General features: G+C 40.0%; 17 protein-coding genes. 16 read left to right on the forward strand and 1 reads right to left on the reverse strand.

Annotated features, from left to right (window positions below):
* The first annotated feature begins 178 nt into the window (after positions 1 to 178).
* Complete coding sequence (locus tag RI845_RS02480; protein ID WP_348388178.1) at positions 179 to 1279, forward strand: efflux RND transporter periplasmic adaptor subunit; 1101 nt, start codon at positions 179 to 181, stop codon at positions 1277 to 1279.
* Positions 1280 to 1290: 11 nt separating this feature from the next.
* On the forward strand, positions 1291 to 4440 hold the full coding sequence (locus tag RI845_RS02485; protein WP_348388179.1) for an efflux RND transporter permease subunit: 3150 nt from the start codon (positions 1291 to 1293) through the stop codon (positions 4438 to 4440).
* A 245-nt stretch (positions 4441 to 4685) separates the two neighbouring features.
* Here RI845_RS02485 and uvrA read toward each other — a convergent pair whose 3' ends face one another.
* Entirely contained in the window at positions 4686 to 7511 is a 2826-nt protein-coding gene (gene uvrA, locus RI845_RS02490; RefSeq protein ID WP_348388180.1) for an excinuclease ABC subunit UvrA, read from the reverse strand.
* 494 nt (positions 7512 to 8005) lie between these two features.
* Here uvrA and rpsJ point away from each other — a divergent pair, with 494 nt between their 5' ends.
* The 14 genes from rpsJ (at position 8006) to rplX (ending at position 16758) form a co-directional block, all read left to right on the forward strand.
* Complete coding sequence (gene rpsJ / locus RI845_RS02495) at positions 8006 to 8317, forward strand: 30S ribosomal protein S10 (protein WP_118958508.1); 312 nt, start codon at positions 8006 to 8008, stop codon at positions 8315 to 8317.
* Between the two features lie 15 nt (positions 8318 to 8332).
* Entirely contained in the window at positions 8333 to 8971 is a 639-nt protein-coding gene (gene rplC, locus RI845_RS02500) for a 50S ribosomal protein L3 (RefSeq protein ID WP_348388181.1), read from the forward strand.
* A 17-nt stretch (positions 8972 to 8988) separates the two neighbouring features.
* On the forward strand, positions 8989 to 9594 hold the full coding sequence (gene rplD, locus RI845_RS02505) for a 50S ribosomal protein L4 (RefSeq protein ID WP_348388182.1): 606 nt from the start codon (positions 8989 to 8991) through the stop codon (positions 9592 to 9594).
* Positions 9591 to 9893 (forward strand): 50S ribosomal protein L23, encoded by a 303-nt coding sequence (gene rplW / locus RI845_RS02510; RefSeq protein ID WP_348388183.1) that lies wholly within the window; start codon positions 9591 to 9593, stop codon positions 9891 to 9893. Before rplD ends, rplW begins: the two co-directional genes overlap by 4 nt.
* 9 nt (positions 9894 to 9902) lie before the next feature.
* Entirely contained in the window at positions 9903 to 10727 is an 825-nt protein-coding gene (gene rplB, locus RI845_RS02515; protein WP_348388184.1) for a 50S ribosomal protein L2, read from the forward strand.
* A 30-nt stretch (positions 10728 to 10757) separates the two neighbouring features.
* A complete protein-coding gene (rpsS, locus tag RI845_RS02520; protein WP_033078130.1) occupies positions 10758 to 11036 on the forward strand; it encodes a 30S ribosomal protein S19 in 279 nt (92 codons plus the stop codon).
* A gap of 11 nt (positions 11037 to 11047) precedes the next feature.
* On the forward strand, positions 11048 to 11380 hold the full coding sequence (rplV, locus tag RI845_RS02525) for a 50S ribosomal protein L22 (RefSeq protein WP_348388185.1): 333 nt from the start codon (positions 11048 to 11050) through the stop codon (positions 11378 to 11380).
* A gap of 11 nt (positions 11381 to 11391) precedes the next feature.
* Positions 11392 to 12090 carry a 30S ribosomal protein S3 gene (gene rpsC / locus RI845_RS02530; RefSeq protein WP_348388186.1) on the forward strand — a complete coding sequence of 233 codons (699 nt, stop codon included), beginning with the start codon at positions 11392 to 11394 and terminating at the stop codon, positions 12088 to 12090.
* Positions 12091 to 12101: 11 nt separating this feature from the next.
* Entirely contained in the window at positions 12102 to 12515 is a 414-nt protein-coding gene (gene rplP / locus RI845_RS02535) for a 50S ribosomal protein L16 (protein WP_348388187.1), read from the forward strand.
* Positions 12515 to 12706, forward strand: a complete 192-nt coding sequence (gene rpmC, locus RI845_RS02540; protein ID WP_033078134.1) for a 50S ribosomal protein L29 — start codon at positions 12515 to 12517, stop codon at positions 12704 to 12706. Before rplP ends, rpmC begins: the two co-directional genes overlap by 1 nt.
* Positions 12706 to 12954, forward strand: coding sequence for a 30S ribosomal protein S17 (gene rpsQ, locus RI845_RS02545; RefSeq protein ID WP_348388188.1), 249 nt, complete (start codon positions 12706 to 12708; stop codon positions 12952 to 12954). Before rpmC ends, rpsQ begins: the two co-directional genes overlap by 1 nt.
* 801 nt (positions 12955 to 13755) lie before the next feature.
* The gene (locus RI845_RS02550) at positions 13756 to 15651 is read left to right on the forward strand and encodes a putative bifunctional diguanylate cyclase/phosphodiesterase (protein ID WP_348388189.1); all 1896 of its coding nucleotides are present in this window, start codon (positions 13756 to 13758) and stop codon (positions 15649 to 15651) included.
* A 411-nt stretch (positions 15652 to 16062) separates the two neighbouring features.
* Positions 16063 to 16431, forward strand: a complete 369-nt coding sequence (gene rplN / locus RI845_RS02555; protein ID WP_348388190.1) for a 50S ribosomal protein L14 — start codon at positions 16063 to 16065, stop codon at positions 16429 to 16431.
* Between the two features lie 12 nt (positions 16432 to 16443).
* On the forward strand, positions 16444 to 16758 hold the full coding sequence (gene rplX, locus RI845_RS02560) for a 50S ribosomal protein L24 (RefSeq protein WP_348388191.1): 315 nt from the start codon (positions 16444 to 16446) through the stop codon (positions 16756 to 16758).

Consider the following 16758-nt stretch of genomic DNA (forward strand, 5'->3'; position numbering starts at 1 on the left):
ACTATAAAATTAGAATAAATAATTAATCCATATACCAAAACGTCATATAATAGATCTTGATGTTATAAGTAAGTGCGTTTACTGATAACATCCAGTTGCCCTTTGGATCATTTGTTTTGCTTAGTTATTGATATATTAATCGAGTTAAAAAATAATTTAGAGTTCGCAGGAGATAATAATGCGCTTCAAAGTTTTAGGTACTTCAGCATTAATGATGCTAATGATTACAGGTTGTGGTGAGCAACAACAAGCAGCTCCAGCTGCCGCTCCAGCCCCTGAGGTTGGTGTACAAGTAATTAAGCCAGAAAAATTAACAATTTCAGAACGTTATGCTGGTAAAACAGCTGCACTGTCTAAAGTTTCAGTTATTCCTCAAGTTTCTGGTGTCATCACTAAGGTTCACATTAAAGAAGGTCAAAATATTAAACGTGGTCAAATCATGTTTGAAATTGATTCACAACCATTTGAAGCAGAAGTCCTTCGACAACAATCGAACTTGAAACAAGCAGAAGCCGGTCTTGCATTAGCTGAAGTTAAGTATGAAATGTCGAAAGGCTTAGCTGGCAGCAATGCGATGAGTAAATTGGATGCTGAGCAAATTAAGGTAAACCGTGATGTAGCTGAAGCCGCACTTGCTGCAGCAAAAGCGTCATTGGTACAGGCACAATTATCTCTTCATAAAAGTAAAGTACCGGCGCCTATTGAAGGTGTAGTTGGTATTACTAAGTTTGATGTTGGTGATTTGGTTGGTACAGCACAAGGGCCAATTGTTGATATCGTAGCTAATGGCCAAATTGAGGTTTATACCCAAATTGGCGAAAAAGAACATTTTAAATCTGTAGCTAAAAAACTGAAAAATCAGGAAGTTATTCCAGATACAATAGAGTTAGAACTTGCCGATGGATCAATGTACAACCATACCGGCACCATTAACTTTATCGGTAGTGAAATTAGCGCAGGTACGGTTACTTATCGTGTTTTATTCCCTAACCCAGACGGCCTATTGCTTGGTGGTCAAAATGTAACTCTTGTTGCTACAGCTGGCAAAGCGAAAGATTTCCATTACATCCCACAAATGGCGGTAATGGAAGATCAATTAGGTAGATTTGTCTACGTAGTAGGCAAAGATAATATCGTAGCTAAACGAGTTGTTAAACTTGGCAAACGTTATGGTGTGAACTGGATTGTTGAAGATGGTTTGCAAGATGGCGAAAAAGTTATTGTTTCTGGCATCTTAAAAGCAAAAGTTGGTCAAGCCGTTAATCCAGTTGAAGAATAAGGGGTTAACTCATGATTGAATTTTTCATAAATCGTCCCAAATTTGCAATAGTACTTTCTATTGTAATGACGTTGACCGGTATTTTGACCATGCTGAAAATGCCTGTGTCATTATACCCAACAGTAACACCACCTACTATTATGATCACGGCTACTTTCCCTGGTGCCGATCACAACACTATTCGTGATACCGTTGCCTCTGTATTAGAGCAAGATATCAACGGTGTTGAGAACATGATTTATATGGATACTAAATCAGCTAATGATGGTACCTATATTGGTCGTGTTACATTCGCTATTGGTACTGATCCTGATCGCGCACAATCTTTAGTACAGAACCGAGTAAATAAGGCGTTGCCTAAATTACCCGGAATCGTTAAGCAATTGGGTGTGACGGTACAAAAATCATCACCATCAATGTTGGTTTCTGTAAGCTTGTATTCACCAAACAATACTTATGACGATGTGTTTTTATCGAATTACATGACACTGAATATTTTAGATCAATTGCTTCGTGTAGACGGTGTTGGTGAACTGAAATTACTAGGTCAAAAAGATTACTCATTACGAATTTGGATTGATAATGAAAAAATGGCAGGCTTTGGTATTACCGATACTGAAGTAAGCAATGCTGTTGCTGCTCAAAACGCGACAATTTCTGCTGGTAAAATTGGTGAGTCACCAAACCCAGAAGGGACAACATTTCAATACACTATCAAGACGAAAGGTCGTTTGAAAAATGTTGATGAATTCGGAGAAATTGTTGTACGTGTAATGCCTGATGGCAGTGATATTCGCCTGAAGGATATCGCTCGCATTGAATTAGGCTCAAAAGCATATATGGCACAAGCAAGTTGGAGCGACAAGCCTTCTCCACTTCTTATTGCGTATCAAGCACCAGGTGCTAATGCAATTGTTGTAGCAAATGATGTTAAAGCAGCAATGAAAGAAATTTCTGAGTCGTTTCCTGACGATGTTGAATACGATATTGCCTTTGACTCAACAACCTTTATTTCAGCATCGATGAATGAGGTTTATAAAACTTTATTTGAAGCATTAATACTGGTAGCAATTATTACGTTCATGTTCTTACAAAACTGGCGCGCTACGATTATTCCTTTAATCGCAATTCCTGTTTCACTTGTAGCCACATTCTTGGTATTCCAAATGATGGGCATGGATATTAATACTATTTCTATGTTTGGCTTGATCTTGGCAATTGGTATCGTTGTTGATGCCGCCATCGTGGTAATAGAAAACGTAGAACGGTTGATGCATGAAGAGCATTTACCGGCGAAAGAAGCTACATCTAAGGCGATGAAAGAAGTGACCGCACCGCTAATCGCATCAGCATTGGTATTAATGGCGGTATTTGTACCAGTGTCACTAGCACCAGGTATGGTTGGTATCCTTTACGCACAATTTGGTGTTGCAATTGTAGCCTCAACAGTTCTATCGACAGTTGTTGCTTTAACATTAACACCTGCTCTTTGTGCAACTTTGATGCAGGTAAAACCACTTGCAACTAAAGGGCCTTTAGGTTGGTTTAACCGTTTTGTTGATGTTACCCGTGAAAAATATGGTTGGTTAGTTGACTTCCTTGGTCGTCGCTTAATGCTAACCATGGTCATTTTTGTCGCACTACTTGCCTATATTGGCTATTTGGGTAAAACCATGCCAACTGGTTTCATTCCTGAAGAAGATAAAGGTAACTTTATCGTTGATGTGTCGTTACCTGAAGCGGCAACATTAGAACGTACTATTGAACAAGTAAACGAAATGACACGACAAATAGAAGCGATTCCGGGTGTTGCCCGTGTAGTTTCGGCATCAGGTTTTAGTATGCTTAAAGGAGCTCTGGCGACTAACTCGGCAATGCTTATTGTTTCATTGGATGATTGGTCTTTACGTAAAACACCTGAATTATCGTTAATGTCTGTACTTGCCCAAACTCGCGGTTTACTTGCAGCAAACAAAGAAATCAAAGGCTTGGCAATTACCACTCCTGCAATTCCTGGTATGGGTACATCATCGGGTTTGAGTATTGTTTTACAAGATACTATGGGCCGTTCAACAGAGTCACTTGCACCAGTATTGCAAAAGTTTTCTATGGACTTGATGGCTCGACCTGAAATTGCTTTTGCATTTTCTACTTATACCGCGAATGTTCCACAACTGTACCTAGATATTGATTATGAGTTAGCAATGAAGTTAGGCATTCAGCCAACAGCAATTAACTCAACCTTGTCGACTATGTTTGGTAAAAAATACGTCAATGACTTCACTAAATTTGGTAAAAACTATCAGGTTAATATTATGTCTGACGGCCAGTTTAGGGATGATGAATCAGATCTAAATACATTGTATGTTGCTAGTGATACTGGAAAATTAATTAAATTCTCTTCGTTTGCAGAATTTAAACCAGCTATTGGTGCAGATGTATCAGCCCGTTATAACTTATACAATGCTACCCAGCTTATGGCCGCGGCGGCTCCAGGTTATTCATCTGGTGATGCAATTAATGCAGTAAAAGAAGTAGCTAAAACATTACCTGATGGATATTCTTTTGACTGGACGGGGCAAACGTATCAAGAAGTTGAAACTGGCGGCGGTATCATTTTCCTTTTCGCCTTAGCTATTTTGTTTACATACTTGTTCCTAGTAGCACAGTATGAATCTTGGATGACACCGTTTGCTATCATACTTTGTGTACCAACAGCACTATTTGGTGCATTGTTCTTGGTAAGCATGATGGGCGGAACGTTAAATATTTATACTCAAATTGGTTTAGTCTTAATGATTGGTATGGCTGCTCGTAACGCGATATTGATTGTTGAATTTGCCAAGGTTTTACGTGAAGAGAAAGGCATGTCAATTTTAGAGGCTGGTATACAGGCTGCTAAACTTCGTATGCGCGCCGTAGCAATGACAGCATTTGCATTCATCTTAGGTGTTGTGCCTCTGATGATAGCTTCAGGTGCTGGTGCTGCTTCTCGTAACGTGATGGGGCAAACGGTATTTGGTGGTATGTTATCAGCTACAATTGTTGGTTGTATATTTGTTCCAATCTTCTTCATCATGTTCCAAAGATTACGTGAGAACTTTGGTTCGAAGACTCAGATTGCATCAATCGCCGATGCTGCGAGAGATGGTAAAGAATAACGGTTTATATTAAACCATTTAAAAAGCGGGCTAATTAGCCCGCTTTTTTTGCACAAGGAAGTGCTTATCCTCCCGTGCCATGGATGGCGCAAAGGGAGGGTTTGGTTTTGGGATGGCAATAGATTTGTAAATGGGATGAATCAATGCAAATCGCCTTGGCCGTTCTTTAGAATTCCGCAGTTGTTGAATATAAAAAAGGCCGCAACAGCGACCTTAAATTGTTATTGTTTAAGAAGGCTTTATTGTTAATTCAATAAAGGTTTTAAGAATCTAGCTGTATGTGACTCTTTATGCTCAGCAACAACTTCCGGCGTGCCAGTAACAAGTATTTGTCCACCACCGGAGCCACCTTCGGGTCCTAAATCAACAATCCAGTCAGCGGTTTTAATCACATCCAAGTTATGCTCGATAATGACCACCGTATTGCCATGATCACGCAGGCGATGTAATACGTGCATTAATTGCTTAATGTCATGAAAATGCAAACCTGTTGTTGGTTCATCAAGTATATAAAGCGTTTGACCGGTATCTCGTTTTGACAGTTCTTTTGAGAGTTTTACCCGTTGAGCTTCACCACCTGACAAGGTTGTAGCCGACTGACCAAGCTTAATGTAAGAAAGCCCAACATCAACTAACGTTTGCAGCTTGCGCTTCACAGCAGGAATGGCATTGAAGAATTCAAAACCATCTTCGATAGTCATATCCAAAACTTCATGAATGTTTTTGCCTTTATAGCGAATTTCTAAGGTCTCACGGTTATAACGTTTGCCTTTACAAATGTCACATGGCACATAAACATCCGGTAAAAAGTGCATCTCAACTTTTATAACACCGTCACCCTGACATGCTTCACAACGACCGCCTTTAACGTTGAAGCTAAAGCGGCCAGGTTTATAACCGCGAGAGCGAGATTCTTGTGTTGCAGAAAAAATGTCGCGAATAGCGGTGAATATTCCTGTATAGGTTGCTGGATTAGAGCGAGGCGTTCGACCTATCGGACTTTGATCAATATCGATTACTTTATCGAGCTTATCTAAACCAGTAATGGTTTTATAAGGCGCTGGTTCATCTAACGTGGCACGGTTCAATTCGATATGAGAAATCTTATATAGTGTGTCATTAATTAGTGTCGATTTACCCGAGCCTGACACACCGGTAACACACGTCATCAAGCCTAAAGGAATGGTTAAATCAACATTTTTTAAGTTGTTCCCCGTAGCGCCAGTAAGCTCAATAACTTTGTCTTGTTCAAACGGTGTGCGTTTTTTAGGGATTTCAATCTTAAGCGCACCGGATAAATATTTGCCCGTTAAAGAATCGTCACTAGCTAAAATGTCATCAATGGTTCCTTCGGCAATAACTTGTCCGCCATGTACACCTGCACCAGGGCCTATATCAATTACATGATCGGCTTCTTTAATGGCATCTTCATCATGCTCTACCACAATTACGGTATTACCTAAGTCACGTAGATGAATTAAAGTTTTTAGTAAGCGCTCATTATCGCGTTGATGCAAGCCTATAGAAGGTTCATCGAGTACGTACATTACGCCTACCAGGCCCGCGCCGATTTGCGAAGCTAAACGAATGCGCTGTGCTTCACCACCAGATAATGTATCGGCACTTCTTGAAAGCGTTAAGTAATTTAAACCAACATTAACCAAGAAGCCTAAACGGTCATTAATTTCTTTTAATATTTTTTCGGCAATCTGGCCACGTTGGCCAGTTAACTCTAGCTGCTGAAAAAATCCGGCAGCTTGAGCAATCGAATACTCAACAACTTCATCGATGGTTTTATTATCAACAAATACATTACGCGCTTCCAAACGCAATCGGCTGCCGTCACAACTTGGACATGCTTGGTTATTTAAGTATTTAGCCAGCTCTTCTCTTACTGCATTTGATTCTGTTTCGCGGTAGCGCCTATCCATATTCACCAAGATGCCTTCAAAAGGATGCTTGCGTTTAACGATGTCGCCGCGGTCGTTCATGTATTTGAATTCAATATCTTGACGACCACTGCCAAGTAAGATTATGTGCTGGATACCTTGTTCTAATTCTTTAAAAGGCTGGTTTAGGTCAAATTTATAATGTTCAGCTAAAGAGCTAAGCATTTGGAAATAGTAAAAGTTACGCTTATCCCAACCACGGATAGCGCCACCAGCCAGGCTAAGTTCATCATTAGCAATCACACGATGTTGATCGAAAAATTGTTTATTCCCTAAACCATCACAGGTTTGACATGCCCCTGCAGGGTTGTTGAATGAAAATAGTTTTGGCTCAGGCTTTTGCATGCTGTAACCACATTGCGGACAGGCAAAGTTAGCAGAAAATAGTAGCTCTTCTTTTTCAGGCTCATCCATAAAAGCAATCGCAGCAATACCATCAGTTAGTGATAACGCTGTTTCAAAAGACTCTGCCAAACGTGTTTGAATATCTTCGCGCACTTTTAAACGGTCAACAACCACTTCAATAGTATGCTTTTTATGTAGGTCCAAGGTTGGAGGATCAGACAAATCACAAACATCGCCATCTATACGAGCACGGATGTAGCCTTGTGCGGCCAAGTTATCTAATAACTTTATATGTTCGCCTTTTCTGTCCTGAACCACCGGAGCCAACAACATCACCTTAGTACCCTCTTCAAGGGATAAAACATTATCAACCATTTGACTAATAGTTTGTGCAGCGAGAGGTTCATGGTGAGTAGGGCAACGAGGCTCTCCCACGCGGGCAAACATTAAACGCAAATAATCATAAATTTCTGTGATAGTACCTACGGTTGAACGAGGGTTATGCGAGGTAGATTTTTGTTCGATAGAAATAGCTGGCGATAAGCCCTCTATATGATCGACATCAGGCTTTTCCATTAGGGATAAAAATTGACGGGCATAAGAAGAAAGAGATTCAACATAACGACGTTGACCTTCAGCATAAAGAGTATCGAAAGCTAAAGATGATTTACCCGAACCGGATAGGCCGGTTATAACAATGAGTTTATCGCGCGGGATATCTAAGTCGATATTTTTTAAGTTATGAGTGCGAGCACCACGAACTTCAATTTGTTTCATCTTACATCCTGTTGCCACCTTTAAACCAAAATATTGGTTCCGGTCAGCCTGAAATTTTGAGAATCGAGCATTATGCCATAAAACTTATCTAAAAACTTACATTGTTAATAAATATGGAGATAGGAAAACAAACTCAATATCATTCTGGTTTTGATAGTTTGAACAATTCTAAACCATGTTCTAAAGAGTGATTTTCATAGAAAACAGGCATATAAACTTTGATGATTAAATTAGTTAACAATATAGCTACAATTTTCTAAGGCGTAGCTCATAATTTATACTTGCATCAATTGCCCAATTCTGTATAATACGCCGACTTGTCCTATATGGGTAAGTAATTTTGTTAGGTGCATTTGGCTACAGGCCTTTTGAAATCTAACCGACAGCAACTCCGATTTGGAGTTGAATGTATATATAGCAGTACGCTCCCCTACACCAAAACGTAGGTGATGAGCCGTACTTTGTTCGTTCTTTTTATATTGGGGATTTGATAAATGTCAAATCAAAGAATTCGCATTCGTTTGAAAGCGTTCGATCATCGTCTGATTGATCAATCAACAGCTGAAATCGTAGATACTGCAAAGCGCACTGGTGCTCAGGTTCGTGGTCCTATTCCACTTCCTACACGTAAAGAGCGTTTTACGATCTTGATTTCTCCACACGTAAACAAAGATGCTCGTGATCAGTACGAAATCCGTACTCACAAGCGTATGATTGATATCGTTGAACCTACTGAGAAAACTGTAGACGCATTAATGCGTTTAGATTTAGCAGCTGGTGTTGACGTTCAGATCAGCTTGGGTTAATAAGGGGATTTAACTATGACTATTGGTTTAGTCGGACGTAAAGTTGGTATGACACGTATCTTCACTGAAGATGGCGTTTCTGTACCAGTTACAGTCGTAGAAGTTGAAGCTAACCGCGTTGCTCAAGTGAAAACTCTTGAAAACGATGGTTATCGTGGTTTACAAGTAACAACTGGCAGCCGTAAAGCTAGCCGTGTTACTAAGCCTTTAGCAGGTCATTTTGCTAAAGCAGGTGTTACAGCTGGCCGTGGCTGCTGGGAATTCCGCTTATCAGATGGCGAAGGTGAAGGTATTGAAGCTGGCAGTGACATCACTGTTGAGTTATTCAATGAAACCAAATTAGTAGACGTTACCGGTACTTCGAAAGGTAAAGGTTTCCAAGGTGGTATCAAGCGCTGGAATTTCAGCATGCAAGATGCAACTCACGGTAACTCTATCTCTCACCGTTCTAACGGTTCTATCGGCCAGTGTCAAACACCTGGTCGCGTTTGGAAAGGCAAAAAGATGTCTGGTCACATGGGTGCTGAGAAAGTTACTACTCAAAACCTTGAATTGGTTCGCGTTGACGCTGAACGTAACTTGCTCCTTATTAAAGGTGCGGTTCCGGGTGCAGTAAATGGCAACGTAATCGTTAAACCAGCTGTTAAAGCCTAACGTCCAGGAGATTAGTGATGGAATTAGCAATTAAAGACGCGTCAGGCGCTCTTGAAGTTTCTGAAGCTACCTTTGGACGTGAGTTCAATGAAGCCCTAGTACACCAAGTAGTTGTTGCATATGCAGCAGGTGCTCGTCAAGGTACTCGTGCTCAACTGACTCGTTCAGAAGTTAGCGGCGGTGGCAAGAAGCCATGGCGTCAAAAAGGTACTGGCCGTGCACGTGCTGGTACAACTCGTGGTCCAATCTGGCGTACAGGTGGCGTAACATTCGCTGCTAAGCCACAAGATCACAGCCAAAAAGTTAACCGTAAAATGTATCGTGGTGCGATTCAAAGCATCCTTTCAGAATTAGTACGTCAAGAACGTCTAGTTGTGGTTGAGAACTTTGCGGTAGAAACACCTAAGACTAAAGAATTAGTTGCCAAGTTAAAAGGTCTTGAATTAAAAGACGTTTTAATCGTAACGAAAGAAGTTGACGAGAATTTATTCTTATCAGCTCGCAACTTATATAAAGTTGACGTTCGTGACGTAGCTGGTATTGATCCTGTAAGCCTTGTTGGTTTCGAAAAAGTATTAGTTACTGCTGATGCGGTTAAGCAAATTGAGGAGATGTTAGCATGATAAACGAAGAACGTTTGTTGAAGGTGATCATGGCACCTAACATTTCTGAAAAAGCAACTATGTCTGCTGAGTTAAACAACACTGTTGTTTTCAAAGTAGCTACAGATGCTAATAAAGCAGAAATCAAAGCAGCAGTTGAAAAACTTTTTGAAGTTGAAGTAACTGGTGTTCGCACTTTAAATGTTAAGGGTAAAGTTAAACGTACCGGCGCACGTTTTGGTCGCAGAAGCGACTGGAAAAAAGCTTACGTTACTCTTAAAGAAGGCAGCGACATCGATTTCGTTGGCGCAGAGCAATAGGAGATTATAATGGCTATTGTAAAATGTAAACCTACTTCTCCGGGTCGTCGCCACGTTGTTAAAGTGGTTAACTCGGAATTGCACAAAGGTAAGCCTTACGCTCCTCTATTAGAGAAAAACTCTAAGTCTGGTGGTCGTAACAATACTGGTCGTATTACAGTTCGTCACGTTGGTGGTGGTCACAAGCATCATTACCGCGTTATTGACTTTAAACGCAATAAAGATGGCATCCCTGCAAAAGTTGAGCGTTTGGAATATGATCCAAACCGTAGTGCAAACATTGCACTTGTACTTTATGCAGATGGTGAGCGTAAATACATTCTTGCACCTAAAGGTGTGAGCGCTGGTGATACGATCCAGTCTGGTGTTGACGCACCTATCAAAGCAGGTAACACATTACCACTTCGTAATGTACCTCTTGGTAGCGTAATCCATGCAATCGAACTTAAACCTGGTAAAGGTGCACAAATCGCACGTTCAGCTGGTACTTATGCACAATTAGTTGCAAAAGACGGCCAATACGTGACTTTACGTCTTCGCTCTGGCGAAATGCGTAAATTCTTAGCTGATTGTCGCGCAACTTTAGGTGAAATCGGCAACGCTGAACACATGCTTCGCTCTTTGGGTAAAGCAGGTGCTACACGCTGGCGTGGTGTTAGACCAACTGTTCGTGGTGTTGCCATGAACCCAGTTGATCACCCACACGGTGGTGGTGAAGGTAAAACTTCAGGCGGTCGTCACCCGGTATCACCTTGGGGTGTACCAACTAAGGGTTACAAGACTCGTAAAAACAAACGTACTGATAAATTTATCGTACGTCGTCGTACTAAGTAGTACTAATTAAGTAATTAAAGAGGAATTACCATGCCACGTTCTCTCAAGAAAGGTCCATTTATCGACCTACACTTGTTGACGAAGGTAGAGAAAGCTTTGGAAAGCGGGAATAAAAAACCAATTAAGACTTGGTCCCGTCGTTCAATGATCATACCTAACATGATCGGATTGACCATCGCTGTCCATAATGGCCGTCAACACGTTCCAGTATTTGTTACCGATGAAATGATCGGACACAAACTGGGTGAATTTGCACCTACTCGTACTTATCGCGGTCATGTCGCTGATAAGAAAGCGAAGAAAAGATAAGGGGAAATAAGATGGAAGCTATCGCTAAACATAAATTTGCCCGTGGTTCAGCACAAAAAGCACGTTTGGTTGTAGACCAAATTCGCGGATTGCAAGTTGAAAAAGCTCTTGAAATATTAAACTACAGCAACAAGTCTGCTGCAGATTTAGTAAAGAAAGTTCTTGATTCAGCTATCGCAAATGCTGAGCACAATGAAGGTGCAGACATTGATGAATTATTCGTTAAAACCATTATGGTTGACGATGGTCCAACAATGAAACGTATTAAACCTCGTGCGAAAGGTCGCGCGGATCGTATCCTTAAGCGCACCAGTCACATTACTGTGATTGTAGCTGATCACTAGGAGATATTAGTATGGGTCAGAAAGTACATCCTACCGGTATTCGCCTAGGTATCACTAAGCCTTTCGCGTCTACTTGGTATGCAAGCAGCAAAGAATATGCAGCTAACATTAAGGGCGATCACGAAGTTCGTGCATTCCTTACTGAAGAATTAAAGCGTGCATCATTATCGAAGATTGTTATTGAGCGTCCAGCGAAGTCAATCCGCGTTACTATCCATACAGCCCGTCCAGGTGTTGTAATTGGTAAGAAAGGCGAAGACGTTGAGAAATTACGTAAGAAAGTTTCTCAAATCGCAGGTGTACCGGCACAAATCAACATCGCTGAAGTTCGTAAGCCAGAAATGGATGCGCAACTTGTAGCTGACGGCATCGCTAGTCAGTTAGAGCGTCGTGTTATGTTCCGTCGTGCAATGAAACGTGCAGTACAAAACGCTATGCGTTTAGGTGCTAAGGGTATCAAAGTTCAAGTAAGTGGTCGTTTAGGCGGCGCTGACATCGCACGTGCAGAATGGTATCGTGAAGGTCGTGTACCTTTACATACATTACGTGCTGACATTGATTACGCAACAGCTCGTGGTGACACTACATATGGTGTTATCGGTGTTAAAGTCTGGATCTTTAAAGGTGAAGTAATTGGTAAAATGCCACTAGTGGCAGAACAACCAGCGGCTAAACCTAAAGGTAAAGGCAAGCGCAAGAGCAGTAAGTAAGGAAATAAGTAATGTTACAACCAAAACGTACTAAATTCCGTAAGCAATTTAAACTACGCAACCGTGGCCTAGCGCACACTGGTAGCTCAGTTAGCTTCGGTACTTATGGCTTAAAAGCTGTAGCACGCGGACGTATGACTGCTCGTCAAATCGAAGCAGCACGTCGTGCAATGACACGTCACGTTAAACGTCAAGGTAAAATTTGGATTCGAGTTTTCCCTGACAAGCCAATTACCAAAAAACCTCTTGAGGTTCGTATGGGTAAAGGTAAAGGTAGTGTTGAATACTGGGTATGTCAGATTCAACCAGGACGTGTTCTTTATGAAATGGAAGGTGTTCCGGAAGAATTAGCACGCGAAGCTTTCGAGCTTGCAGCAGCTAAAATCCCTTTCAAAACTACTTTCGTAACTAGGACGGTAATGTAATGAAAGCTACTGAACTTAAAGATAAAAGCATTGAAGAGCTTAATGCTGAATTACTAGGTTTATTGCGCGAACAGTTTAACTATCGCATGCAAGCAAGCACTGGTCAGTTAGCTCAAACTCATTTGCTACGTAACGTACGTCGCGATATCGCACGTGTAAAGACAATTCTAACTGAAAAGGCAGCATCATAATGAGCGAATCTATTCGTACTCTACAAGGTCGCGTTATCAGTAACAAGATGGAAAAGTCTATCACTGTTCTGATTGAGCGTCGTGTTAAACACCCTATCTACGGTAAATTCATGATCCGTTCAACTAAGTTGAAAGCGCATGATGAAGCTAACGTATGTAACGAAGGTGATGTAGTAACAATTCGTGAATGTGCACCAATCTCAAAGTCTAAAAACTGGACTTTAGTTGATGTAATCACTAAAGCTTAATTTTTTAAGCTAATTGTACTATCTAAAAGCGGTTCCTTAGGGAGCCGCTTTTTTTGTCCAAAATATATAGTTGTGAAATGCACATTCGATGAATGTATTTGCACCTTCAAGCTTCAAAGTCTGCTCTTAACTTACTAAAGATGGACTTTAGTTGATGTAATCACTAAAGCTACTAACTTATAAAAATTAAGCTAATTGTACTATCTAAAAGCGGTTCCTTAGGGAGCCGCTTTTTTTTGTCCAAAGTATATAGTTGTGAAATGCACATTCGATGAATGTGTTGGCACCTTCAAGTTTCAAAGTCTGCTCTTAACTTACTAAAAATGGACTTTAGTTGATGTAATCACTAAAGCTACTAACTTATAAAAGCTAAGCTAATTGTACTACCTAAAAGCGCCTCCTTAGGGAGCCGTTTTTTTATGTCTAAAATATATAGCTTTGAAATGCACATTCGATGAATGTATTGGCACCTTCAAGCTTCAAAGTCTGCTCTTGACTTACTAAAGATGGACTTTAGTTGATGTAATCACTAAAGCTACTAACTTATAAAAATTAAGCTAATTGTACTATCTGAAAGCGGTTCCTTAGGGAGCCGCTTTTTTATGTTCAAAATTTGACATTCAAGTTCCTGTTTACGGTAGGAGATTAAGCTCCAGTTTTTTGGTGTTCAGTTTCGTACATCGATAAATGTGCTAACTATTGATATTAATAGGTTTTTTAAAATGTTGAATAATTATCTACTTTAATGACTGAGTTTTGTGCTAATTTAGTAAGCAAAATAATAAAAATTATAAGCTTCTCATGACTTCTATATCTCTAAAACTATTTGGCGACTTATCCAATACTTTGATTGCAACTGGCTTTTATCGTGAAAAGTCTTTCCAAGTGTTTCTTGTCTCCCAAGTCGCATTGTTAATCGCATTCATTATTCAACTAAGTAATGCTGCTTATGGTTTGGCAGGGGCGTTGTTTCTTGTTTTTGTGGCAATTGCTGCAAGCTTTCTTTCCCTCTATAAAAAGCATCCTAAAACGGCAACAGGCATTTTGCTATTTGGCCACACTTGTTTGGCTACCGTATTGATGTGGTCATACGGTGGTATGCGTGATGAGGTTTTATTTGTATATCCAATGGTATTAATTTTTGCGACATTACTTGGCTCAACTAAACTTGTAACAATTATATTTTCGATAATCAGCATAGTAATATTTGCTAACGGCTATGCGAATCAATATGGACTTTATACAAACAACGCACCACAAATAGATCTCCAGTCAGCCGCTATCATTAACTTAATTTTATTAGTGATATTTATTTGCAGTTATTTCGCCGCACAAAACATAAAAGAATTAATCAACAAATTGGTTAAAGAAAACGAGAAAGTTGAAAAGTCGAAACGTGAAATTCAAAAACTAGTCCACCAGGATGCGTTAACGGGATTGCCTAATAGAGTAGTAGCTGAAAGTAAGTTCAAAGAACTAGTCGTTGCGGCTAAAGATGATAACACTTCACTGGCGTTGCTCTTTGTCGACTTAGATGACTTCAAAAATATAAACGATACTTTAGGACATCATGTAGGTGATAAATTTCTAAAAATCATCTCAACAAGAATGGCAGGTAAACTTGCCGGTATCGGTTCTTTGTATCGCCTAGGGGGAGATGAATTCATTATTTTACTTAATTCTGCCTCTACAACAGCAGAAGTTAAAAAGATATCTGAAACTATCTCTCGTACTGTTAGTGAGCCACTAACCATTAATGATTGCCATTTATCTGCATGTTGCTCTATCGGTGTAACCATAGCACCAACAGATGCTGAAGATTTTGATACCGCATTAAAATATGCGGACATAGCGTTATATGAAGCAAAAAGTGCAGGTCGAAATCAGATCTGTTTAATAACCGACAAAATGATCGAGAAAACGGAAACAGAATTCATCTTGTTAGAAGAGTTGCGTAAAGCTCTGCGTGATGAATCATTTAAAGTTCACTTTCAACCAAAACTGGATTTGGTCACAAAAGAAGTTATTGGTGCAGAAGCGTTATTACGTTGGTGGCATCCAACTATGGGGCAAATAACACCAAACCAATTCATTCCTTTAGCAGAGAAATCAGGGTTAATTAAGGAATTGGGTTTTTGGGTACTTGAGCAATCAATTAAAGAGTGTGTTTATTGGCATAAGCGCGGCTATAAAGATTTAGTCATAGCGGTCAATCTATCACCAATACAATTTAATTCGCCGGACTTTACTAAGTCAGTGTTACAGCTTTTAGGCCGACACGGTCTGTCAGAGTCACATTTAGAATTAGAAATCACTGAGAATGTGCTCATCGAGCAGAATGATGTGCAAAGAGCTAATATTAATATGCTGGCAGCTGCGGGTATAAAACTGGCTATTGATGATTTTGGTAAAGGCTATTCAAATTTGGCTTATATTAAAAAGTTAAATATAGATTCAATCAAAATAGATTTTGAATTCGTTAAGGGCATGGCTTCAAATGACGATGACTTAGCAATTGTTACCGCCATTATAGATATTGCCAAGCGCCTAGGAATTAAAAGTGTAGCAGAAGGGGTTGAGTCAGAAGATATCTCAAGTTTATTGAAAGAACTTGGCTGTAATTCAGCGCAAGGCTTTTTATGGTCGCATGCTCTGGAATCGTCGGCATTTAATGCATTCTTAGATGAAAAAGAATAATGTAAATAAGCCATTTTAGAATAAAAATAGCTGTTATTTCATAGCTGTAGCTATATCAGATTACACCTCTTAATTTTTTTAGCTAGATAACCACAATCGTGCTTATGGCAAACCGGCTAAAAAGAGAGCATTTAGAGCCCCTGTTTAAAGGGGCTTTTTTAATGCTGATTCGTAACAATATGTAATTCAGTTTTCTACTGTTTATTCCTGTAAAAACAAGTAGATAGCATGTTAATAAATTAACAACTGGTTAACCCTCCCATATTCACCTTATTTTTTGTTTAAATAAAGTACCACTTTTTTCTTAGTGGTGTTATAATCTCGCGCCCACTGACTATAGGTTAGTGGATAAAAGGCAGTGACGGGTCAAATTTTTGGCCTTGAATTTAATAACAGCGGAGCACATATAATATGATCCAAATGCAATCACAGCTAGACGTTGCTGACAACAGCGGCGCTCGACGCGTGCAATGTATAAAGGTTCTAGGTGGCTCGCACCGTCGCTATGCAGGTATTGGCGACATCATCAAAGTTTCTGTTAAAGAAGCAATTCCTCGCGGTAAAGTGAAGAAAGGTGATGTTCTTAATGCAGTAGTGGTGCGCACTAGAAAAGGCGTACGTCGCTCGGATGGTTCATCTATTCGTTTCGATGGTAACGCGGCAGTAATGCTTAATGCAAACTTACAGCCAATTGGTACACGTATTTTCGGACCAGTAACTCGTGAATTAAGAACTGAAAAGTTCATGAAGATCGTTTCACTAGCCCCTGAAGTACTTTAAGGAGTCACGAAAATGGCCTCTAAGATTCGTCTAAATGACGAAGTAGTAATCCTTGCTGGTAAAGATAAGGGCAAAAGTGGCAAAGTCACTAAAGTTCTTACAGCTGAAGGAAAAGTTTTCGTTGAAGGTATCAACTTAATCAAGAAACATCAAAAGCCTGTACCTCAGTTACAGCAACCTGGTGGCATTGTTGAGAAAGAAGCTGCAATCAACGTATCTAACGTTGCGATCAAAAACCCTGCTTCTGGCAAGGCTGATCGTGTAGGTTTTAGAATTGAAGACGGCAAAAAAGTTCGTTTCTTCAAGTCTAATAACGAATTAGTTTAA

The organism is Thalassotalea nanhaiensis (assembly GCF_031583575.1).
GTDB lineage: Bacteria > Pseudomonadota > Gammaproteobacteria > Enterobacterales > Alteromonadaceae > Thalassotalea_A > Thalassotalea_A nanhaiensis.

What these genes read in the sequence shown, in the direction of transcription:
- RI845_RS02485 (WP_348388179.1), top strand. Translation starts at nt 1,291, where the DNA reads ATGATTGAATTTTTCATAAATCGTCCCAAATTTGCAATAGTACTTTCT.
- RI845_RS02480 (WP_348388178.1), top strand. Translation starts at nt 179, where the DNA reads ATGCGCTTCAAAGTTTTAGGTACTTCAGCATTAATGATGCTAATGATT.
- rplB (WP_348388184.1), top strand. Translation starts at nt 9,903, where the DNA reads ATGGCTATTGTAAAATGTAAACCTACTTCTCCGGGTCGTCGCCACGTT.
- rplN (WP_348388190.1), top strand. Translation starts at nt 16,063, where the DNA reads ATGATCCAAATGCAATCACAGCTAGACGTTGCTGACAACAGCGGCGCT.
- rplW (WP_348388183.1), top strand. Translation starts at nt 9,591, where the DNA reads ATGATAAACGAAGAACGTTTGTTGAAGGTGATCATGGCACCTAACATT.
- rplX (WP_348388191.1), top strand. Translation starts at nt 16,444, where the DNA reads ATGGCCTCTAAGATTCGTCTAAATGACGAAGTAGTAATCCTTGCTGGT.
- rpsJ (WP_118958508.1), top strand. Translation starts at nt 8,006, where the DNA reads ATGTCAAATCAAAGAATTCGCATTCGTTTGAAAGCGTTCGATCATCGT.
- rpsS (WP_033078130.1), top strand. Translation starts at nt 10,758, where the DNA reads ATGCCACGTTCTCTCAAGAAAGGTCCATTTATCGACCTACACTTGTTG.
- rpmC (WP_033078134.1), top strand. Translation starts at nt 12,515, where the DNA reads ATGAAAGCTACTGAACTTAAAGATAAAAGCATTGAAGAGCTTAATGCT.
- rplP (WP_348388187.1), top strand. Translation starts at nt 12,102, where the DNA reads ATGTTACAACCAAAACGTACTAAATTCCGTAAGCAATTTAAACTACGC.
- uvrA (WP_348388180.1), bottom strand. Translation starts at nt 7,511, where the DNA reads ATGAAACAAATTGAAGTTCGTGGTGCTCGCACTCATAACTTAAAAAAT.
- rpsC (WP_348388186.1), top strand. Translation starts at nt 11,392, where the DNA reads ATGGGTCAGAAAGTACATCCTACCGGTATTCGCCTAGGTATCACTAAG.
- rplD (WP_348388182.1), top strand. Translation starts at nt 8,989, where the DNA reads ATGGAATTAGCAATTAAAGACGCGTCAGGCGCTCTTGAAGTTTCTGAA.
- rpsQ (WP_348388188.1), top strand. Translation starts at nt 12,706, where the DNA reads ATGAGCGAATCTATTCGTACTCTACAAGGTCGCGTTATCAGTAACAAG.
- rplV (WP_348388185.1), top strand. Translation starts at nt 11,048, where the DNA reads ATGGAAGCTATCGCTAAACATAAATTTGCCCGTGGTTCAGCACAAAAA.
- rplC (WP_348388181.1), top strand. Translation starts at nt 8,333, where the DNA reads ATGACTATTGGTTTAGTCGGACGTAAAGTTGGTATGACACGTATCTTC.
- RI845_RS02550 (WP_348388189.1), top strand. Translation starts at nt 13,756, where the DNA reads ATGACTTCTATATCTCTAAAACTATTTGGCGACTTATCCAATACTTTG.